The organism is Streptomyces sp. NBC_00986 (genome assembly GCF_045162565.1).
In the GTDB taxonomy this organism is placed as follows: domain Bacteria; phylum Actinomycetota; class Actinomycetes; order Streptomycetales; family Streptomycetaceae; genus Streptomyces.
In genome coordinates this window covers 3,992,227-4,012,400 of the sequence record NZ_CP108733.1, presented here as the reverse complement: position 1 = coordinate 4,012,400, position 20,174 = coordinate 3,992,227, and the positions used below count along the sequence as shown (strand labels likewise).

Sequence of the window (20,174 nt, the reverse complement as noted above, 5' to 3'; positions counted from 1 at the left end):
AGGTGCGTGTGACTCGTTTCACCGTCTCAGATAGTAGGAAGTCCGAGTAATTGTGGAGACAGATGCGCGGTCCTGTCCTAGCTTTGTAGGAGCCGAACGTCTCGCTAGACCAAGCGAATGGCGGTCGTGAGCCGGACACCGTGCAGGCAACCCCTGTGGTCCGTGACTCCCCGCCCCCTCCGGCGTCTCGTAACCCCCTTCTGTACTCCAGGAATTATCGAAGGAGTCGATTCTCCATGGCCGAGACGACCGCCCGCCGCCGAGTCCGCCACGTGTCCCGCACGAGCGAGTCGGAGCGCAAGAACGCCGCCGCCGCCCTCCAGCGCGCCCTCGACCGCCGGGACAACGGCGGCGAGACCGGCCACTGAGGCACCTGACTGTCACCAGTCACCACTTACCGGGAGCCGCGCCCGCACGGGGTGCGGCGCGGTCTCACCGACCGCGCCGCACCTCGAAGTGGTCGATGCGCTTGCCGTTCCCGTCCAGGGCCGACACCTTGAGCCGGGGTGTGCTCCCGCTCTCCGCCTCCACCGAGAGCAGCGAGAAACCCCGGTACCGCACCCGCGACCACTCCACCGTCTCCGCCTTGGTGTGCTGGCCCTTCTCCCACTGCACGGTGTCGACCGTCCCGTGCCGCGTGACGTGCCCCTCGTAGCTCTCCTTGACGCCCGCCGGGAACCCGTACAGATCGCGCCCGCCGCCGCCCGCCGTGACGTAGACGATCCCGTCCCGCGTCGGATCGGTGGACGCGCCGATCGGTACCGCCCGGCCGACCGCGTTGTTCCTGATCGCGTCGGTCCGCTCGTAGACGTGGTTGTGCCCGTTGATCACCAGGTCCACCTGGTGCTTCGCGAACAGCGGCAGCCACGCGCTCCGCACCCCGCCGTCCGACGCGTGCGACGAGGTCGAGTACGCGCAGTGGTGGAAGAAGACGACGACGAAGTCGACCCCCTTCGTCGCCCGCAGCTCACGCAGCCTGCCGTCCAGCCACTTGGTCTGCTTCCCGTCCGTGTAACCGAGGTTGGCGGTGATCTCGTACGACACGTCGTTCGCGTCGAGCGCCACGACGCCGACGTTGCCGTAGACGAAGGAGTACACGCCCGGCGCGTGCTTCGGGTCGAAGCCGTTCTCCGGGAGGGACCAGCGGGCGAGCTGGCCGCCGTAGCCGTCGGGGGAGTACCAGGCCTCCATGTCGTGGTTGCCGGTCGTCACCATCCACGGGACGGAGCGGGAGACGGGCTCGTTCTGCTTGAGGAACAGGTTCCAGTACGTCGGGTCGTAGCCGTCCGTCGTCTTGCCCAGGCCGTTGGTGTCGGCGTAGCAGATGTCGCCGGCGTGGAGATGGAAGGCGGGGTTCTCGCGCAGGACGACGTGGTCGTTGGCGGCGGCCGCGTTGCTCACGCCCTGGTCGCCGAAGGCCGTGAACACGAACTTCTCGGGGTTCGCCGGTGCCGTACGGAACGTGCCGATCGTCGAACGGTGTGCCGGTGCGGCCGGGTCGAAGCCCTCGTGGCCGACGCCGTAGTAGTACGTCGTGCCGGGGTGGAGGTCGTCGAGCGCCGCGTGGACGTAGTACTGCTCCACCGCGGGGCGCACGCCGGTCAGCCCGGGGGTGTGCAGGTCGCGTACCTCGGCGGTGATCCGGCGGCTCAGGTCGTCCGGCTTCAACCCCACGCGTACGTACGGCTTCCTGACCGCGAACGGGACCTGCCAGGAGATCCGCATCGCCGTCTTCGGATCGGCGCCGAAGGCGAGATGGCGGCCGAAGGGGGTGACGACCGCGCCCGGCACCTTCGACGTGGCGGGGCTGCTCGTTCTCCCGTCGGCCGCCTTGCCGTCGGTGGTGCTCTTGCCGCCGCACCCCGTCAGCAGTCCGCCCGCCGCCATCGCGCCCGCCGTCACCAGCGTCCGGCGCCGGGTGAGCTTCGTGCGCAGGTACTCGTACTGCTCGGCCATGCTCATCCGGGTCGCGAGGTGCTCCGGAATGCCGCAGTCGGGTGTCTCCATGTCGATGAAGCTGCCCCACAAGTCCAACGGGGGCCATGCGTAAGGGTGAACGTACGTCGAACGGCCGACACCGGCGCCCGAGAACCCTCCGCACCCGTCCGCATCATGGACACCCGATGTCATCCCATGGGACGCGGAGTACGGTGGCGGGCATGTCTCGCAGCATCGATCTCGCAGTGATCCCCGGTGACGGCATCGGTCAGGAAGTCGTGGCCGAAGGTCTCAAAGTCCTCTCCGCCGTCCTTCCGCAGGATGTGAAGCTGGAGACCAAGGAGTTCGACTTCGGCGCCCGGCGCTACCACGCCACCGGTGAGACCCTCACCGACGCCGACCTGGCCGCGCTGAAGCCGCACGACGCGATCCTGCTCGGCGCGATCGGTGACCCGAGTGTTCCGTCCGGGGTGCTGGAGCGCGGCTTCCTGCTGAAGCTCCGCTTCGCCTTCGACCACCACGTCAACCTGCGGCCGTCGAAGCTGCTCCCGGGTGTGGCGACCCCCCTCGCCGGTGAGCCGGAGATCGACTTCGTCGTGGTCCGTGAGGGCACCGAGGGTCCGTACACCGGCAACGGCGGCACGATCCGCAAGGGCACCGAGCACGAGGTCGCCACCGAGGTCTCCGTGAACACGGCCTTCGGTGTCGAGCGCGTCGTCCGTGACGCCTTCGCCCGCGCCCAGGCCCGCCCCCGCAAGAAGCTCACGCTGGTCCACAAGAACAACGTGCTGACCTTCGCGGGCCACCTGTGGACGAACGTCTTCAACAAGGTCGCGGCCGAGTTCCCCGAGGTCACCACCGACTACATCCACGTGGACGCGGCGACGATCTACCTCGTCACCGACCCGGCCCGCTTCGACGTGATCGTCACCGACAACCTCTTCGGCGACATCATCACCGACCTCGCCGCGGCCGTCTCCGGCGGCATCGGCGTCGCCGCGAGCGGGAACATCAACCCGTCCGGCGAGTTCCCCTCGATGTTCGAGCCCGTGCACGGCTCCGCGCCCGACATCGCGGGCCAGGGCAAGGCCGACCCCACCGCCACGGTCCTGTCCGTCGCCCTCCTCCTGCGCCACCTCGGCTACGAGTCCGAGGCCGTCCGCATCGAGGACGCCGTCTCCGCCGACCTCGCGGACCGCACCGGCAAGCCCGCCCGCTCCACCACCGAGATCGGCGACGCGCTCGCCGTACGAGTAGCCGGCTGACCCCGCCGCCACTCGAAAAACTCTCGCAGTATTTCGAAGCCGCCGGGTCGCAACCGCACCCGGCGGCTTTTCTTACGTCCCCGCCGGGTGCCACCATCATCCCTGGGTCGCATTCACGCCGTTTTCGTCCACGGTCCACCACGCGCGATAATCGAACGCGGAGCCGCGGAATGAGGCAATGCTCGGACGTCCTAACACTGGCCACTGGCAGTCGAGGGCGTGAGCGCGGCCCGTCACACACAACCGGTGAAGGACAACCACTCATGACGACGCCCACGATCGAGCTCAAGCCCTCGGCCTCGCCACTCTCCGCCGCCGAGCGCGACGCGATTCTGACGAACCCCGGCTTCGGCCGCCACTTCACCGATCACATGGTGACGATCAAGTGGACCGAGGGCCGCGGCTGGCACGACGGCCAGCTCGTGCCGTACGGCCCGCTCTCCCTCGACCCCGCGAACATGACCCTGCACTACGCGCAGGAGATCTTCGAGGGCCTCAAGGCGTACCGGCAGGCCGACGGCTCCGTCGCCACCTTCCGCCCCGAGAAGAACGCCCGCCGCTTCCAGACCTCCGCTCGCCGCCTCGGCATGCCCGAGCTGCCGGTCGAGACGTTCATCGAGGCCTGTGACGTGCTGGTCCAGCAGGACCGCGACTGGGTCCCGGCGCACGGCGGCGAGGAGTCCCTGTACCTGCGCCCGTTCATGATCGCGACCGAGGTCGGCCTGGGCGTGAAGCCCGCCAACGAGTACCTCTTCCTCGTCATCGCCTCCCCGGCCGGCGCCTACTTCCCCGGCGGCGTGAAGCCCGTCTCCATCTGGGTCTCCGAGGACCACGTCCGCGCCGTCCCCGGCGGCATGGGCGACGCCAAGACCGGCGGCAACTACGCCGCGTCCCTCCTCGCCCAGGCCGAGGCCGCCGAACAGGGCTGCGCCCAGGTCTGCTACCTCGACGCGGTCGAGCGCCAGTGGGTCGAGGAACTCGGCGGCATGAACCTCTACTTCGTCTACGGCGACCGGATCGTCACCCCCACTCTCACCGGCTCGATCCTGGAGGGCGTCACCCGCGACTCCCTCCTCACCCTGGCCCGCGACCTCGGCTACACCCCCGAGGAGGGCCGGATCTCCATCGACCAGTGGCAGCGCGACTCCGAGAACGGCACGCTGACGGAGGTCTTCGCCTGCGGTACGGCCGCGGTCATCACCCCGGTCGGCACGGTCAAGCGCACCGGCGCGGAGTGGACGCAGTCGGGCGGCGAACCCGGCGAGGTGACGTTGCGGCTGCGTGCGGCGCTTCTGGACATCCAGCGGGGCGACACCGAGGACAAGCACGGCTGGATGCATCCGCTGGGCTGACCCGGACTCCCGGCCGACGGCCGGTGATCCGTTCGACGCGTATCGCCTCCCCCGTGCGGGTATCCACTGATTCCGCAGGACATGAAGCAGGGGCACGGGGGCGCGGGGGAGGGGACGCGGGTGAGTGGTGGGCCGATACCTCGACTGCGCTGGCTGCTGCGCACGTTACGCACCCCGCGCCGCCCGCAGAGCCTCACCGTGCTCCTCCTGCTCGCCGGCTGCGCGGGCCTGTTGCTGTGGTTCGCCAAGCGCATGGACAACTACGGCGAGAACCTCGCCCTCAACCTGGGCACCGACATCGTCGGCGTCGTCATCACCGTCTTCGTGATCGGCCCGCTGATCTCCCGCGCCCAGGAGGGCCGGGTCCGCGAACACACCCGGCTCGACTACGAGTGGTTCAGCGCCCAGGTCTACGGCTCGACCTCGAACGTCAAGGTCCTCGACACCTTCTCCAACCTGTTCGGCCCCCAGTACTCCGAACGCCTCTTCCGCGGCATCAGGTCCGCCACCACGCACGGCGCCCGGGTGCAGATCCTGCTCCTGGACCCCGACTCCCTCGCCGTCATCCTGCGCGGCCGTGAACTGGGCGAGCAGAGCGCCGACATCCGCCGCGACATCCTGCGGAACCTGCGCACGCTCAGCCTCTTCGCCCGCCGACTCGACGACACCTCACGCCAGTTCCTCGAAGTCCGGCTCTGCTCGACCTCGCCCGGTGTGACCCTCTACCGCTGGGACGAACGCTCCCTGGTCTCCTTCCTCACCGTCGGCCGGCTCTCCGGCGAGGGCGTCCAGCTCGAAGTGGCCGTCCGCTCCCCGCTCGGCGCCTTCGTCGAGCAGCGCTTCGACGAACTGTGGCAGCAGAGCAAGCCGATGGAACGGTTCACCCATCTGCCGGTGACCCTGGTCGACGCGACCGACGGCCGCCGGGAGTTCACCTGCCGCTTCGTCCACGTCGACGACGGCCTGTACATCGCCGGGCACGACGTCGTGTCGTACATGGCACGCCACCGCCTCGACCAACTCTCCGCGTACAGCGAGGCATTGAACGTACAGGGCGCCCACGAGCTGATCGTCGTGGACGACGAGAGCGAGCTCCATGAGCTGCTCAGGCAGAACTTCGCGGAGAAGTACGATGCGTCGGCAACCGCATTCGTCGAACTGCGGCCGGCGGTCCTGGTCACGGAATAGAGGCCCTGCACCAATGAGTTCAGCGCTCCACCTCGCTCCATCCACGAGCACCCGATTTCGCGCCTTCACACCCCGCGACCTGGACGGCCTGCTGCAACGCGTGCCCCTGTCGGCCACCGAACGGCTCGCCCTCCGGGCCGTCTCCGCGGTCCTGCCGTTCCGCACGAACACGTATGTCGTCGACGAGTTGATCGACTGGTCGGCGGTGCCCGACGACCCGATCTTCCGGCTGACGTTCCCGCAGGCCGGGATGTTGCCGGAGCCGGACCTCAAGCAGATGGCGGACCTGCTCTCCCAGGCGGCGCCCAAGGCCGAAGTCCTGCGCGCGGCCCACGAGATCCGGATGAAGCTGAACCCGCACCCCTCGGGCCAGCTCGACGCCAACGTGCCCGTGCACGAGGGCGAGCGCCTGGAGGGGCTCCAGCACAAGTACCCCGAGACCGTGCTGATCTTCCCGCGCCAGGGCCAGACCTGCCACGCCTACTGCACGTACTGCTTCCGCTGGCCCCAGTTCGTCGGCGAGTCCGAACTCCGCATCGCCACCGACGACATCGGCACGACCACCGCCTACCTCCGGGCCCACCCCGAGGTCACCAGCGCGCTGATCACGGGCGGCGACCCGCTGGTGATGAGCACCGAGGTCCTGCGCCGCTACGTCGATCCCCTCCTGGAGATCGACACGATCCGCTCGATCCGGATCGGCACCAAGTCCCTCGCCTTCTGGCCGTACCGCTTCACCACCGACCGGGACGCCGACGACCTGCTGCGCCTCTTCGAGAAGGTGGTGGCGAGCGGCCGCCACCTGGCCCTGATGGCCCACTTCACCCACCCGCAGGAACTGCGCCCGCCGGTCGTACGGGACGCGATGCGCCGGGTGCGGGGCACGGGCGCCGTGATCCGCTGCCAGGGCCCGCTGGTGGCCGGCATCAACGACAGCGCCGAGGCCTGGGCCGAGCTGTGGGACGAGACGACCACGCTCGGCGCGGTGCCGTACTACCAGTTCGTGGAGCGCGACACCGGCCCCCAGGGCTACTTCGGCGTCCCCCTGGCCCGCGGCCACCAGATCTTCCGCGACGCCTACGCCCGCGTCTCCGGCCTCGCCCGCACGGTCCGCGGCCCGGTCATGTCCGCGATGCCGGGCAAGGTCTGCGTCGACGGCATCGCGGAGGTGGCCGGCGAGAAGGTCTTCGTCCTCCACCTGATCCAGGCCCGCGACCCGTCCCTCGTCGACCGCCCGTTCTTCGCGGCCTACGACGAGACCGCGACCTGGTTCACGGACCTGAAGCCGGCGTTCGGGGCGAGCGAGTTCCTGCCGGGGCTGCCCGGGTGATCGGCCTAAGCGGCCTCGTCCTCGAACGCCGGACGGGCTGAAAGGGCTGGGCTTTCCACAGGACGCGCCCCGAGTTGCAGCACCGTGTACACCACACCTCCCACCGCCCCCGACAACAAGAAACTGCAGTCCACCCCACCCGTCAACGACAGCAATGGCCCCTCGTACGACGGCAGCGACACCGCCAGCAGACCGACCCCCGCGCCCACCGCCCAGGAGATCACCGCCGGGACGTTCCAGCCGGCCCGGAACCAGTAGATCCCGCCCCGGGAGCGGCGGTTGAACACCTGGAGGGCGTCCGCGTCGTACATTCCGCCGCACCGCACGAAACCGATGAGCGTGATCACCGCCCACGGCGTGCCGATCGCCGTCAGGAGCAGCACGAAGGACGTCATCGCGGACTGGGCGTTCCAGGCGTAGTGGCCGACGAGGACACAGACCATGGCGACGACCGCGACCGCGCAGGTGGCCCGGGCCCGGGACGCGCGGGGCAGGATCGCGTCCAGGTCGAGGCCCATGGAGTAGAGCATCAGGCCCGCGTTGCCGACTGAGCCCGCGGAGGCGGCGAGCAGCAGCGGGACCAGGTACCAGGTGGGGGACGCCGACACCAGCGGGCCCGCGTAGTCGAGAGCCGCCCGTGCCCCGAACGCCGTGAACGTGCCGAAGAGTTGGGGCACGAGGAGACCGGCGATCAGTCCGAGCCAGGTCGCGTGCAGGACCCGGCGTGAGGTGTGGCGGGCCGGCGAGATGTAGCGCGTGTAGTCCCCGAGGAGGGTGATGAACGCGATCGGCCCGGACAGTCCCGCCGCCACCGTCGCCAGACACCACGTCGGCCAGAACCCGCCCAGCAGATACCCGCCCGCCCCCGGCAGCGCACCGGTCGTGAAGTGCGGGGCGTACGCGATCACCCCGAGGACCAGCAGCGCCGTCATGCCGACGGACAGGACGCGGGACATGGCCAGCAGCACCCGGTAGCCGTACACCGCGCCCGCCACGGTCGCCGCCGCGAGCAGCGCGTACACGACGGCGTACGACGCCCCGTCCGCCGGCAGTCCGAACAGCCTCCCCAGCACGCCCACCATCACATCGCCGCCGATCCACACGGTCAGCGCGGTGTAGCCGAGGGCGAGGAGCAGGCCCACGACCGAGCCGACCAGCCGGCCCCGCACCCCGAACTGGGCGCCGGACGACGTCGACAGGTTGGTCGCGGTGCGCAGCGAGACCAGCGCCAGCGGGGCCGTGAACACCGTCCCGACCACCGTGCCCGCGACGATCGAGGAGACCGACGCCCACCAGCCGAGGCCGAACGACGGCGGCAGCCAGCCGAAGATGATCACGCCGAGGCAGAGGTTGGAACCGAGCAGGATCGACACGAGATCGCGCGGGCCGCTGGTGCGTTCCACGTCCGGGACGGTGTCGACTCCGCGCTGTTCTATCGGCATGGTGGGCCACCTCTTTCTTAGAGTGACGTTCAATGTGAACCGAGTGAGGGTGGCGCGTCAAGCATTCCGGAGATGGGTTTTACCGGTTAGAGTGACGATCTAAAGGAGGGATACGGGATGAGGCTCACCCCCACGGAACGCGACCGGCTGCTGCTCTTCTCGGCCGCCGAACTGGCCCGCGCCCGCAAGGCGCGCGGTCTGCGGCTCAACGTGCCGGAGGCCACCGCGCTCATCGCGGACACGGTGTGCGAGGCCGCCCGGGACGGTCGGCGCCTGGCCGAGGCCATCGAGCGCGCCCGCTCCGTACTCGGCCCCGACGACGTCCTCCCGGGCGTCGCCGACGTCGTCACCGAGGTGCATGTCGAGGCCGTCTTCGACGACGGTTCGCGGCTCGCGGTGGTCTCGGACCCGATCGGCGGGGGACTGGCCGGGGATGCCCCGGGCGCCCTGCTCCCGGGACCGCCGCATGCCGAGCCCGAGGCCGTCGTCCGCGTCACGGTCACCAACACCGCGACCGTTCCCGTCTCCGTGACCTCCCACTTCCACTTCTTCGAGGCCAACCCGCGCCTCGACTTCCCCCGCGCCGAGGCCTACGGCATGCGCCTCGCCGTACCCGCCGGATCCTCCGTCCGCTTCGGTCCGGGCGAGACCGCCGACGTCGGCCTGCTGCCGATCGGCGGCGAGCGCATCGCGATCGGTTTCGCGGGCCTCGTCGACGGCCCGCTGGACGCGCCGGGCGCGAAGGCGGAGGCGCTCCGTCGCGCAACCGCCTGCGGCTACCTGGGAGTTGAGCAGTGAACCCGTACGAGTACGCCGCCACCCACGGCCCCCGCGCCGGCGACCGCGTCCGCCTCGGCGACTCCGGCCTGACCATCCGGGTCGACTCCGACTCGCAGCGCTACGGCGACGAGTTCCTCGCCGGGTTCGGCAAGACGGCCCGCGACGGACTGCACCTCAAGGCCGCCGCCGTGCGCGACACCTGCGATGTCGTGATCAGCAACGTGGTCGTGATCGACGCCGTGCAGGGCATCCGGAAGGTGTCCATCGGGATCCGCGAGGGGCGGATCTGTTCCATCGGGCGGGCCGGCAACCCCGACACCCTCGACGGGGTCGACGTCGTCGTCGGCACCGGTACCTCCATCGTGTCCGGCGAGGGGCTCATCGCCACTGCGGGCGCGGTCGACACCCATGTCCACCTCCTCTCGCCGCGCATCATGGAGGCCTCGCTGGCGTCCGGGGTGACGACGATCATCGGGCAGGAGTTCGGCCCGGTCTGGGGCGTCGGCGTCAACTCACCCTGGGCGCTGCGCCACGCCTTCAACGCCTTCGACGCCTGGCCGGTCAACATCGGCTTCCTGGGCCGGGGTTCGTCGTCCTCGGACGCGCCGTTGATCGAGGCGTTGGCGGAAGGCGGCGCGTCCGGCTTCAAGGTGCACGAGGACATGGGCGCCCACACCCGCGCCCTGGACACCGCGTTGCGGGTCGCCGAGGAGTACGACGTCCAAGTCGCCCTGCACAGCGACGGGTTGAACGAGTGCCTGTCCGTCGAGGACACCCTGCGCGTCCTGGAGGGCCGGACGATCCACGCCTTCCACATCGAGGGCTGCGGTGGCGGACATGTGCCGAACGTCCTGAAAATGGCGGGAGTTGCGAACGTCATCGGCTCCTCCACCAATCCCACCCTCCCCTTCGGCCGGGACGCGGTCGCCGAGCACTACGGCATGATCGTCTCCGTCCACGACCTGAAGACCGACCTGCCCGGCGACGCCGCGATGGCCCGTGACCGCATCCGCGCCGGGACGATGGGCGCCGAGGACGTGCTGCACGACCTGGGCGCGATCGGCATCACCTCGTCCGACGCGCAGGGCATGGGCCGGGCCGGTGAGACCGTGCGCCGTACGTTCGCGATGGCCGGGAAGATGAAGGCCGAACTGGGCGCCCCGGACGTCGGCCACGACAACGAACGCGTCCTGCGTTACATCGCCAAACTGACCATCAACCCCGCGATCGCCCACGGACTCTCCCACGAGGTCGGCTCCATCGAGGTCGGCAAGCTCGCGGACATCGTGCTGTGGCGGCCGGAGTACTTCGGCGCCAAACCGCAGCTCGTCCTGAAGTCCGGGTTCCCGGCGTACGGCGTGGTCGGCGACCCGAACGCGGCGACCGACACCTGCGAACCCCTCGTCCTGGGACCCCAGTTCGGCGCCCACGGTACGACTCCCGCCGACATCTCCGTGGCGTTCGTCGCCCGGGCCGCCCTGGACCAGGGGAACGACTCGATGCCAACTCGGCGCCGCCGCGTGGCCGTTCGCGGCACCCGGGGCATCGGACCGGCCGACCTGCGGCTCAACTCCCGTACCGGAGCGGTCGATGTGGACCAGCGGACCGGCCTGGTCACCCTCGACGGGGAACCGTTGCGCTCCGAGCCGGCCGAGTCCGTCGCCCTCAACCGCCTCTACTTTCTGTGACACTTTCGCGAAAAGTGTCACACTTTTTGAAAGGTACCTCCCCATGCCCGCTGCCTCCGACGGCTTCCGGATGCCCGCCGAATGGACCCTGCACGAGCGCACCTGGATGGCCTGGCCCGGGCCCAACCCGACCTTCACCAACGCCGAGGAACTGGCGGAGGCCCGTACCGCCTGGGCCTCCGTGGCCCGCGCCGTGCGCCGCTTCGAACCGGTGACGATGGTGCACGGGCCGGGGCAGGGCGAGTCGGCGCGCGAACTGCTCGGCCCGGACGTCGACTTGGTCGAGCGTGAGCTGGACGACGCGTGGATGCGGGACATCGGCCCCACGTTCGTCACCGACTGCAACGGCCGACTGGCCGCCGTGGACTGGACGTTCAACGGCTGGGGTGCCCAGGACTGGGCCCGCTGGGAGCACGACTCCAAGATCGCCCGCCATGTCGCCGACCTGGCCGGAGTCCCCGCGCTCAGCAGCACGCTCGTCAACGAGGGCGGCGCGATCCACGTCGACGGCGAGGGCACGGTCCTGCTCACCGAGACCGTCCAGCTCGGCGCCGGCCGCAACCCCGGCTGGACGCGCGAGCAGGTCGAGGCGGAGATCCACGCCAGGCTCGGCACCACAAAGGCGATCTGGCTCCCGCACGGCCTCACCGGCGACTACGGCGTCTACGGAACCCAGGGCCACGTCGACATCGTCGCGGCCTTCGCCGGGCCCGGCACCGTCCTGGTCCACAGCCAGCGCGACCCTGTCCACCCGGACCACGCCCGCTCGCAGGAGTACCTCGCCCTCCTCCGCGCGGAGACCGACGCGAAGGGCCGCCGCCTGGAGGTCGTCGAGGTCCCCGCCCCGACGGTCCTCAAGGACGAGGACGGCGACTGGGTCGACTACTCCTACATCAACCACTACCTCTGCAACGGCGGGGTCGTGCTCTGCGCCTTCGACGACCCGAACGACGAGGTCGCGGCCGGGATCTTCCGTCGCCTCTTCCCCGAGCGGACGGTCACGCCGGTGGACGCCCGTACGATCTTCGCGGGCGGTGGAGGCATCCACTGCATCACCCAGCAGCAGCCGAAGGTCCAGTGACCCGGCGGGAGGGAGTCGGACGATGGCCGGTGCGCGGAAGAACGCGCCGCCGCGCGAGGACGTCCTCGCCGCAGCCATGGGCATGATCGCCGAACGTGGCCTGGAGCAGCTCACCATGGCCGCGCTCGGCCGCGAGGTCGGCATGAGCAGCGGCCATCTCCTCTACTACTTCCACTCCAAGGACGAACTCCTGCTCCAGGCCCTGGAGTGGAGCGAGGGCAGGCTGGGCGCCGAGCGCGGCCGCCTGCTCACCCGTACGGCGACGACGGTCCGCGAGCGTGTCGACGCGTACGTCGACCTGTACGTCCCCGAAGGCCACCGCGACCCGCACTGGACCCTGTGGCTGGAGGTCTGGAACCGCTCGCAGAACGCCGACGACGACGCCCGCGACCGGCAGGCCGCCATCGAGGGCGTCTGGCACCGCGACCTGGTCGCGCTGATCGCGGAAGGGGTGTCCCGGGGCGAGTTCCGGGCCGTCGACCCGGACCGGTTCGCCGCCCGGCTGCGCGCTCTCCTCGACGGTTTCTCCATCCACGTGGCGATCGGGCTGCGGGGCACGGACCGGGCGCAAGTTCTCGGCCACGTACGGGAGTTCCTCGACGAGGGGCTGCTCGCGGACGCGTGACCTTCCGTCCCGGTCGGATCAACGGAGTTGATCAACCGACTGTTCGCATCATGAGACGGACGGTGAGCACGGGCGCGGGTGTGCCAGACTGCCTCCGTGTTCTCGTTCGCCACGATTATTGGCAGCAGGCGCGCCGGTCCGCAGTGACCGCCTCGTACGACCAGGTACGGGCGGCCACCGTCGTCACTCGACCCGCGCGCAGACCTCTCGCACCCGCGAGGGGTTTTTCGCTTTTCTGGCCCACCTGCAGCCGGGAAAGCAGTGCGAGGGATCATTGAGGGACGGTGGAGCCGGTCATTCCGGTACAGACCGAGATTCAGATCCTCAGGAGCCAGAGACCATGACGGAAACCAGCGAACTCGACGATTCGTTCCACGTCTTCGACACGACCCTGCGTGACGGCGCGCAGCGGGAGGGCATCAACCTCACCGTCGCGGACAAGCTGGCCATCGCACGGCACCTGGACGACTTCGGCGTCGGTTTCATCGAGGGCGGCTGGCCCGGCGCCAACCCGCGGGACACCGAGTTCTTCGCCCGCGCCCGGCAGGAGATCGACTTCAAGCACGCCCAGCTCGTAGCCTTCGGCGCCACCCGCCGCGCGGGCGCGAAGGCGGCCGAGGACCCGCAGGTCAAGGCGCTCCTGGACGCCGACACCGAGGTCATCTGCCTCGTCGCGAAGTCTCACGACCGCCATGTCGAGCTGGCCCTGCGCACCACCCTCGACGAGAACCTGGCGATGGTCCGCGACACCGTCTCCCACCTGGTCGCCCAGGGCCGCCGCGTCTTCGTCGACTGCGAGCACTTCTTCGACGGCTACCGCGCGAACCCCGAGTACGCGAAGGCGGTCGTACGGTCCGCCGCCGAGGCCGGCGCGTCCGTCGTCATCCTCTGCGACACCAACGGCGGGATGCTCCCGGCGCAGATCCAGGCGGTCGTCTCCACGGTCCTCGCCGACACCGGCGCCCGGCTCGGCATCCACACCCAGGACGACACGGGCTGCGCGGTCGCCAACACCCTCGCGGCGGTCGACGCGGGCGCGACCCACGTCCAGTGCACGGCGAACGGCTACGGCGAGCGCGTAGGCAACGCCAACCTGTTCCCGGTGGTCGCCGCCCTGGAACTGAAGTACGGCAAGAAGGTCCTCCCCGACGGCAAGCTCCGCGAGATGACCCGCATCTCGCACGCGATCGCCGAGGTCGTGAACCTCACCCCGTCCACGCACCAGCCGTACGTAGGCGTATCGGCCTTCGCCCACAAGGCGGGCCTGCACGCCTCCGCGATCAAGGTCGACCCCGACCTCTACCAGCACATCGACCCCGAGCAGGTCGGCAACACCATGAGGATGCTCGTCTCCGACATGGCGGGCCGCGCGTCGATCGAACTCAAGGGCAAGGAACTCGGCGTAGACATCAGCGGCGACCGCGAGCTGGTCGGCCGGGTGGTGGGCCGGGTCAAGGAGCGCGAGCTCCAGGGCTACACGTACGAGGCGGCGGACGCGAGCTTCGAGTTGCTCCTGCGCGCGGAGGCGGAGGGCAAGGCCCGCTCCTACTTCGAGGTCGAGTCCTGGCGCGCGATCGTCGAGGACCGTCCCGACGGCACCCACGCCAACGAGGCCACGGTCAAACTCTTCGCCAAGGGCGAGCGCATCGTAGCCACCGCCGAGGGCAACGGCCCGGTCCACGCCCTCGACCGCGCCCTCCGCGTAGCCCTGGAAAAGATCTACCCCCAGCTCGCCAAACTGGAGCTCGTCGACTACAAGGTCCGCATCCTGGAGGGCAAGCACGGCACGTCCTCCACGACCCGCGTCCTGATCGCCACGTCGGACGGCTCGGCGGAGTGGTCGACGGTGGGCGTGGCGGAGAACGTCATCGCCGCGTCCTGGCAGGCATTGGCGGACGCGTACACGTACGGCTTGCTGCGCGCGGGAGTTGAGCCGGCCGAGTAGCAGGCCGCAGGTTCAGCAGGAGTCCTCGGCGAGCTTCTCGAACTCGCCGAGGCTCATGGCCTTGCCGTCGGCCCAGACCTGGCCGGGCTTGAGGGCGGTGATCTGTTCGGTGGAGAACTCGACGATCCCGTTGTACGAGTCGCCGGTGATGTAGTGCCCGAAGATCAGCGAGTACTCGTGCCTCGGCAGGAGCCGCTGCTCGCCCCGGTGCCGGGCCTGCCAGGCGACCGGCGGCGAGAACAGCGGGAACTCGGCGTCCCCGCTCAGCTTCTCCTTCCGCACGTCCCACCCCGTGGTGACCGGCCCGCCCTGGGCGCTCGCGGCCGTCCCGTCGAGCGACGGCGACTGGTAACTGTCGTCCCCGCACGGCCGGATGAGCGCGTACGGCGCCCCGTCCGCCCCGAGCCGTACCCCGGCCAGCGGCAGATCGACGGCAGCGCACCCACTCAACAACAACGCACCGGCGACCGTGCCCAGCACGGCCGCCGCCCCCGTAGCGCGTCTCATAACTCCCCTACTGCAGATGCCACTTCTGGTTGGCAGCCCCCGTGCATGTCCAGATCTGCGCCCGAGTCCCGTTCGTAGACGTATTGCCCGTGACATCAAGGCACTTGTTCGCCGCCGTGTTCACCACATCACCGGTCGTGGAGTTGTACGACCACTGTTGCGCGGCGGTTCCGTTGCAGTCGTACAACTGCACCTTCGCCCCGTCGGCCGTCGAAGCCGACGTCACGTCAAGGCACTTGCCGAGCGAGCGCACCGTGCCGTCGGTCCCCACGGTCCACTGCTGGGCGGTCGAGCCGTTGCAGTCGTAGAGCTGGACGGCCGTGCCGTTGGTGGTCGAACCCCCGGCCACGTCGAGGCACTTGCTCGCGAGGCCGACGAACGCGCCGGTCTGGCTGCCGCCGCCGGACTGCGTCCCCGCCCAGGTGAACGTGGCGGACGTCTTGCCGGGCAGGGAGTAAGTCGCGTGCTGGCCACCCCAGTTGATGGTCACCGTCTTCGCCGTGGACGCGTCGTTGTACGCGATCAGCGCCTTCGAACCGTCCGGGTTGCGCCACGCCACGTTCGGCACGTTCGTGGACGCGGTGGAGGCGATCCGCTGGGCTCCCGGCCGGACGAACTTCGTCAACTGGCCCATCGTGTAGTACTCGACGGTGTAGTCGACGGTCCCGCTCGCGCCGTCCCCGTTGTGTACGGTGATCAGCCCGGTGCAGGTACCGCAACCGCCGTTGTGCGGCCCCATGTTCTGGTCCACGGCCAACGACCACTTGGTCACCGACTTCGCCCAATTCCGGGTGTAGTCGATGATGTTGTTCATGTCCTCGCGCTGCTGGTTGGCGATCCAGGTGCCGCCGGAGTGCTCGGTGCCGAAGGCGTCGAGGGTGGGGTACTGGTTGTGCACGGTGGTCTGCTTGGTGACGTCACCGCCGTAGCCGTGCCAGGCGATGCCACCGAAGTTGGGGTTCGAGCGGACGGCCGCGTCGTCCACGGTCGAGGCCGCGTACGAGTCGTACACGTCCCAGTTCCAGTCGTGCGCCAGCACCTTCGTCGTCAGCCCGGACGCGTTGAGCTTCGGCAGCAGCTCGCTCTTCGTGAAGTAGGCGAGCCCGGACGCGTTCCAGCTCATCGACGGGTAGCCGGAGCAACACGTCGGCTCGTTCTGGACGGTCACGTACGAGACCGGAACGCCCTGATCCTTGTACGCCTGGAGGTATTTGACGAAGTAGTTGGCGTACGCCCCGTAGTCCTCGGACTTCAGCCAGCCCCCGTTGAGCGAACCGCTGTCCTTCATCCACGCCGGCGCCGTCCATGGCGAGGCCATGACAGTCAGAGAGGGGTTGAGGGTCAGCGCCTGCTTGGTGAGCGGCACGACATCGGCCAGGTCGTGCGCGATCGAGAAGGAGTTGAGGTTCGGGTCGGTCTGCCCGGCCGCCACGTCGTCGTACGAGTAGCCGTACCGGGCGAGGTCCGACGCGCCCATCGGGTTGCGCAGGAACGACAGCCCGATCCCGTCGGTCGGCGAGAACAGCTTGGTCATGGTCGCGTTCCGGGTCGCCGTCGACAGCGCGCCACTGCTGTTCATCAGCCAGGCCGCCGTGTCCGTGAAGGACGCGCCGCCCCCGGTGAACGTCTGGTAGCGGGTGTTCTCGTCGACGGTGATGTTCTCGCCGCTGCCGCCCGTCCCGGACGAGAAGGCGAACGGAGTCTGGGCCTGGAGGCCGCGGGTGACATGGCGTCCGGCGGCGTCGTCGGTGGTGGTGAGCCAGGCGGTGACCTGCTCACCAGCGGCATGTGCGGGGGGTACGGCCGCGGTGAAGCCGGCCACGGAGAGCAGTCCGGCGAGCAGCAGCCGGGCCGTGCGGGGGGTTCTCCTGGACATGGATGCGTTAGCCCTTCCTGACGAGACGTCTTGACGGGTCTGCGGGCCGTTAGTTAACTCACGGCGTGATCTAAGTCATGAGTGAACTGTGCGAACCCAGAGTGAACCAGAGCCTCAGAGCCGAGGGAAGGTCCATGCCAAGAACCGCCCTGCTCGTTTCCACCGCCCTGTGCGCCGCGCTGCTGACACCGGCCGCCGTGACCCAGGCGTCCGCCGCCGACGACCCCGCACCCACGCCTGTCGACCGCTTCGAGGGCGAGGTGCCCTTCGCGAGCCAGCCCGCCGAGGGCATCTTCACCTGGGGCGGTGACACCGACGACCCGCCCCAACTCGCCCTGACCGCGAGACCCGACGCCCCCGAGGGCGCGAAGGTTCTCTCCGGCACGTACGACATCAGCGGCTACGGCGGCTTCACCCACGACTACGCCGCGACCGAACCCGGCCACGACTGGTCCGCCCACCAGGGCATCCGCTTCTGGTGGGACGGCCAGAACACCGGCAAGTCCACCAACTTCGAGATCAAGGACGGCGGCGCGAACGGCGAGGCCTCCGAGCTGTGGACGACGTCCTTCACGGACGACTTCACCGGCTGGAAGCAGATCGAGATCCCGTTCACCAACTTCGCCTACCGCACGGACTACCAGCCCGTCGGCGGCATCGACCACGTCCTCGGCCTCACCCAGATGTGGGGCTACGCGGTCACCCTCCCGGTCGGCATCCACGGCCAGTTCGCCATGGACGACGTCGAGTTGTACGGCAAGGCCGACCAGTCCCTGCGCGCCTCCGTCACCACCGACTCGGCCGTCTACCCGGTCAAGGAGGGCGGCACGGCCACGGTCAAGGTCACCGTCTCCACCACCGGCGCCGTCCCGCTGGACGACCCGGTGACCGTCGCCTACACGTCCGACGGCGGCACCGCCACCTCCGGCAAGGACTACACCCCGGTCTCCGGCACGCTCGCCTTCCCGGCGGGCACCGCGTCCGGCGCCACCCAGACCGTCAAGGTCCGCACGCTCAAGGACAAGTCCGCCGAGAACGCCGAGACGATCCCGCTGAAGCTCACGGTCACCGGCGCCAAGGCCCCGACCGAGAACCCGCAGGTCGTCATCGACGCACACGGACTGCCGTACCTGGACAGCAAGTTGCCCATCAAGAAGCGCGTCGCCGACCTCGTCAAGCGCATGTCGCCGGCGGAGAAGGCCGGGCAGATGACCCAGGCCGAGCGCGGCGCGATGAGCACCCCGAGCGACATCGCCTCCTACGACCTCGGCTCCCTGCTCTCCGGCGGCGGCTCGACCCCGACGCCCAACACGGCGGCGGCCTGGGCGAAGATGATCGACTCGTTCCAACTCCGCACGCAGGCAACGCGGTTCCAGATCCCGCTGATCTACGGCGTCGACGCGGTGCACGGCCACAACAACCTGGCCGGCGCCACGATCATGCCGCACAACATCGGCATCGGCGCGACCCGCGACCCCCAACTCGCCGAGAAGACAGGCGCGGTGACGGCCAGTGAGGTCCGCTCGACCGGCGTCCCGTGGGACTTCGCACCCTGCCTCTGCGTCACCCGTGACGAACGCTGGGGCCGCTCCTACGAGTCGTTCGGCGAGGACCCGGCACTGGTCCAGTCGATGGAGACGATGATCCAGGGTCTCCAAGGCGCCGCGAACGGCAAGCAGTTGAAGGACGACGACAAGGTCCTCGCCACCGCGAAGCACTTCGTCGGCGACGGCGGCACCGCGTACGGATCCTCCACGACGGGCACGTACACGATCGACCAGGGCGTCACCACGGTCACCCGGCAGCAGCTGGAAGCCATCCATCTCGCCCCCTATCAGACGGCGGTCGACCGGGGCATCGGCACGGTCATGCCGTCCTACTCCTCGCTCGACATCGTCGGCGACGGCCTCGGCCCGGTGAAGATGCACGCCCGCGCCGACATGATCAACGGCGTCCTCAAGAACCGGATGGGCTTCGACGGCTTCGTCATCAGCGACTGGAACGCCATCGACCAACTCCCCGGCGACTACGCCTCGCACGTCGACACGGCGGTCAACGCCGGCGTCGACATGATGATGGTCCCGTACACGTACAAGGACTTCAGCTCGACGCTCATCGCCGAGGTGAAGGCGGGCCACGTCACCGAGAAGCGGATCGACGACGCCGTGTCGCGCATCCTCACCCAGAAGTTCAAGCTCGGCCTCTTCGAGAAGCCGTACGCCGACACGAGCAACGCCTCGAAGATCGGCTCGACTTCGCACCGGGCCGTGGCCCGGCAGGCGGCGGCCGAGTCGCAGGTGCTGCTGAAGAACGCGAACAACGTCCTCCCGCTGAAGAAGTCGCAGAAGGTCTACGTCGCCGGTTCCAACGCCGACGACCTCGGCAACCAGACCGGCGGCTGGACCATCACCTGGCAGGGCGCGTCCGGCACCAACACCACCGGCACGACGATCCTCCAGGGGATGAAGAACGCCGGTGGGAATGTCACGTACTCCAAGGACGCCTCGGCCTCCACGAGTGGTTATGACGTGGGTGTGGTCGTCGTGGGCGAGACCCCGTACGCCGAGGGCATCGGCGATGTCGGCAACGGCAACGACCTGACCCTCACCCCGGCCGACCAGGCAGCCGTGGACAAGGTGTGCGCGGCGATGAAGTGCGCGGTGCTGATCGTCTCCGGGCGACCGCAGCTGATCGGCGACCGACTCCCCAAGATCGATGCCCTGGTGGCCTCCTGGCTGCCCGGCACCGAGGGCGACGGTGTGGCCGACGTGCTCTACGGCAAGCGGTCCTTCACCGGTCAACTCCCGGTCACCTGGCCGAAGTCGGAGGCCCAGCTCCCGATCAACGTGGGTGACACGTCTTACGATCCGCAGTTCCCGTACGGCTGGGGTCTGACGACGGTGACGAAGACGCCGACGGGTGGCGCGGCCACGCTGAAGACGCTGGAGGCCGCGGCGGCGCACGCCAGGTCGGCGGCGACCGGCAAGGCGCTCGTGACCAAGGCGCGGTTGCTCGTGCAGGCGAAGGTGGGGCAGAACGTGACGGCGGCGGTGTCGAAGCCGTTCGCCGACGCGGACCATCTGCTGCTGACCGGGAAGTACGCGGCGGCTGTGAAGAAGTTGGAGGAGGCGTACAAGGCGGCGTAGCAGCCGCCCCG

15 protein-coding genes are annotated in these 20,174 nt (G+C 69.4%); 11 read left to right on the top strand and 4 right to left on the bottom strand.

Annotation, left to right across the window (positions count from 1 at the left end; all coding sequences use genetic code 11):
* Positions 1-236: 236 nt before the first annotated feature.
* Positions 237-368 (top strand): hypothetical protein, encoded by a 132-nt coding sequence (locus OG504_RS17175; protein ID WP_366362211.1) that lies wholly within the window; start codon positions 237-239, stop codon positions 366-368.
* Positions 369-432: 64 nt separating this feature from the next.
* Here the strand turns inward: OG504_RS17175 and OG504_RS17170 are convergent, their stop codons facing one another.
* Positions 433-2,007, bottom strand: a complete 1,575-nt coding sequence (locus OG504_RS17170; RefSeq protein ID WP_405990610.1) for a purple acid phosphatase family protein — start codon at positions 2,005-2,007, stop codon at positions 433-435.
* A 152-nt stretch (positions 2,008-2,159) separates the two neighbouring features.
* Between OG504_RS17170 and OG504_RS17165 the strand changes: the two genes are divergently transcribed.
* From OG504_RS17165 to OG504_RS17150, 4 genes are all read left to right on the top strand, one after another.
* The gene (locus OG504_RS17165) at positions 2,160-3,203 is read left to right on the top strand and encodes a 3-isopropylmalate dehydrogenase (RefSeq protein WP_043680300.1); all 1,044 of its coding nucleotides are present in this window, start codon (positions 2,160-2,162) and stop codon (positions 3,201-3,203) included.
* Positions 3,204-3,466: 263 nt separating this feature from the next.
* On the top strand, positions 3,467-4,555 hold the full coding sequence (locus OG504_RS17160; protein ID WP_405990609.1) for a branched-chain amino acid aminotransferase: 1,089 nt from the start codon (positions 3,467-3,469) through the stop codon (positions 4,553-4,555).
* 120 nt (positions 4,556-4,675) lie between these two features.
* The gene (locus tag OG504_RS17155; protein ID WP_405990608.1) at positions 4,676-5,743 is read left to right on the top strand and encodes a hypothetical protein; all 1,068 of its coding nucleotides are present in this window, start codon (positions 4,676-4,678) and stop codon (positions 5,741-5,743) included.
* 13 nt (positions 5,744-5,756) lie between these two features.
* Positions 5,757-7,073 carry a KamA family radical SAM protein gene (locus tag OG504_RS17150; protein WP_405990607.1) on the top strand — a complete coding sequence of 439 codons (1,317 nt, stop codon included), beginning with the start codon at positions 5,757-5,759 and terminating at the stop codon, positions 7,071-7,073.
* Positions 7,074-7,078: 5 nt separating this feature from the next.
* Here OG504_RS17150 and OG504_RS17145 read toward each other — a convergent pair whose 3' ends face one another.
* Complete coding sequence (locus tag OG504_RS17145; RefSeq protein WP_405990606.1) at positions 7,079-8,515, bottom strand: cytosine permease; 1,437 nt, start codon at positions 8,513-8,515, stop codon at positions 7,079-7,081.
* 117 nt (positions 8,516-8,632) lie between these two features.
* On the opposite strand from OG504_RS17145, the gene ureA reads away from it, so the two are divergent.
* The 5 genes from ureA to cimA all read left to right on the top strand — a co-directional run bounded on the left by ureA (position 8,633) and on the right by cimA (position 14,634).
* Positions 8,633-9,313 carry an urease subunit gamma gene (ureA, locus tag OG504_RS17140; RefSeq protein WP_405990605.1) on the top strand — a complete coding sequence of 227 codons (681 nt, stop codon included), beginning with the start codon at positions 8,633-8,635 and terminating at the stop codon, positions 9,311-9,313.
* Positions 9,310-10,983 carry an urease subunit alpha gene (locus tag OG504_RS17135; protein ID WP_405990604.1) on the top strand — a complete coding sequence of 558 codons (1,674 nt, stop codon included), beginning with the start codon at positions 9,310-9,312 and terminating at the stop codon, positions 10,981-10,983. The genes ureA and OG504_RS17135 overlap by 4 nt, the downstream gene beginning before the upstream one ends.
* Positions 10,984-11,026: 43 nt before the next feature.
* Positions 11,027-12,064 carry an agmatine/peptidylarginine deiminase gene (locus tag OG504_RS17130; protein WP_405990603.1) on the top strand — a complete coding sequence of 346 codons (1,038 nt, stop codon included), beginning with the start codon at positions 11,027-11,029 and terminating at the stop codon, positions 12,062-12,064.
* 22 nt (positions 12,065-12,086) lie between these two features.
* The gene (locus OG504_RS17125) at positions 12,087-12,689 is read left to right on the top strand and encodes a TetR/AcrR family transcriptional regulator (RefSeq protein WP_405990602.1); all 603 of its coding nucleotides are present in this window, start codon (positions 12,087-12,089) and stop codon (positions 12,687-12,689) included.
* A 340-nt stretch (positions 12,690-13,029) separates the two neighbouring features.
* Positions 13,030-14,634, top strand: a complete 1,605-nt coding sequence (gene cimA / locus OG504_RS17120; RefSeq protein ID WP_405990601.1) for a citramalate synthase — start codon at positions 13,030-13,032, stop codon at positions 14,632-14,634.
* A gap of 12 nt (positions 14,635-14,646) precedes the next feature.
* Here cimA and OG504_RS17115 read toward each other — a convergent pair whose 3' ends face one another.
* Together OG504_RS17115 and OG504_RS17110 are read right to left on the bottom strand one after the other, a co-directional pair.
* Positions 14,647-15,141 (bottom strand): hypothetical protein, encoded by a 495-nt coding sequence (locus OG504_RS17115; protein ID WP_405996641.1) that lies wholly within the window; start codon positions 15,139-15,141, stop codon positions 14,647-14,649.
* Positions 15,142-15,148: 7 nt separating this feature from the next.
* Positions 15,149-17,017 carry a ricin-type beta-trefoil lectin domain protein gene (locus OG504_RS17110; RefSeq protein ID WP_405990600.1) on the bottom strand — a complete coding sequence of 623 codons (1,869 nt, stop codon included), beginning with the start codon at positions 17,015-17,017 and terminating at the stop codon, positions 15,149-15,151.
* A 134-nt stretch (positions 17,018-17,151) separates the two neighbouring features.
* Here OG504_RS17110 and OG504_RS17105 point away from each other — a divergent pair, with 134 nt between their 5' ends.
* The gene (locus tag OG504_RS17105; RefSeq protein WP_405990599.1) at positions 17,152-20,163 is read left to right on the top strand and encodes a glycoside hydrolase family 3 protein; all 3,012 of its coding nucleotides are present in this window, start codon (positions 17,152-17,154) and stop codon (positions 20,161-20,163) included.
* The last annotated feature ends 11 nt before the right edge of the window (positions 20,164-20,174 follow it).

What these genes read in the sequence shown, in the direction of transcription:
- OG504_RS17175 (WP_366362211.1), top strand. Translation starts at nt 237, where the DNA reads ATGGCCGAGACGACCGCCCGCCGCCGAGTCCGCCACGTGTCCCGCACG.
- OG504_RS17170 (WP_405990610.1), bottom strand. Translation starts at nt 2,007, where the DNA reads ATGGAGACACCCGACTGCGGCATTCCGGAGCACCTCGCGACCCGGATG.
- OG504_RS17165 (WP_043680300.1), top strand. Translation starts at nt 2,160, where the DNA reads ATGTCTCGCAGCATCGATCTCGCAGTGATCCCCGGTGACGGCATCGGT.
- OG504_RS17160 (WP_405990609.1), top strand. Translation starts at nt 3,467, where the DNA reads ATGACGACGCCCACGATCGAGCTCAAGCCCTCGGCCTCGCCACTCTCC.
- OG504_RS17150 (WP_405990607.1), top strand. Translation starts at nt 5,757, where the DNA reads ATGAGTTCAGCGCTCCACCTCGCTCCATCCACGAGCACCCGATTTCGC.
- OG504_RS17145 (WP_405990606.1), bottom strand. Translation starts at nt 8,515, where the DNA reads ATGCCGATAGAACAGCGCGGAGTCGACACCGTCCCGGACGTGGAACGC.
- ureA (WP_405990605.1), top strand. Translation starts at nt 8,633, where the DNA reads ATGAGGCTCACCCCCACGGAACGCGACCGGCTGCTGCTCTTCTCGGCC.
- OG504_RS17130 (WP_405990603.1), top strand. Translation starts at nt 11,027, where the DNA reads ATGCCCGCTGCCTCCGACGGCTTCCGGATGCCCGCCGAATGGACCCTG.
- OG504_RS17125 (WP_405990602.1), top strand. Translation starts at nt 12,087, where the DNA reads ATGGCCGGTGCGCGGAAGAACGCGCCGCCGCGCGAGGACGTCCTCGCC.
- cimA (WP_405990601.1), top strand. Translation starts at nt 13,030, where the DNA reads ATGACGGAAACCAGCGAACTCGACGATTCGTTCCACGTCTTCGACACG.
- OG504_RS17115 (WP_405996641.1), bottom strand. Translation starts at nt 15,141, where the DNA reads ATGAGACGCGCTACGGGGGCGGCGGCCGTGCTGGGCACGGTCGCCGGT.
- OG504_RS17110 (WP_405990600.1), bottom strand. Translation starts at nt 17,017, where the DNA reads ATGTCCAGGAGAACCCCCCGCACGGCCCGGCTGCTGCTCGCCGGACTG.
- OG504_RS17105 (WP_405990599.1), top strand. Translation starts at nt 17,152, where the DNA reads ATGCCAAGAACCGCCCTGCTCGTTTCCACCGCCCTGTGCGCCGCGCTG.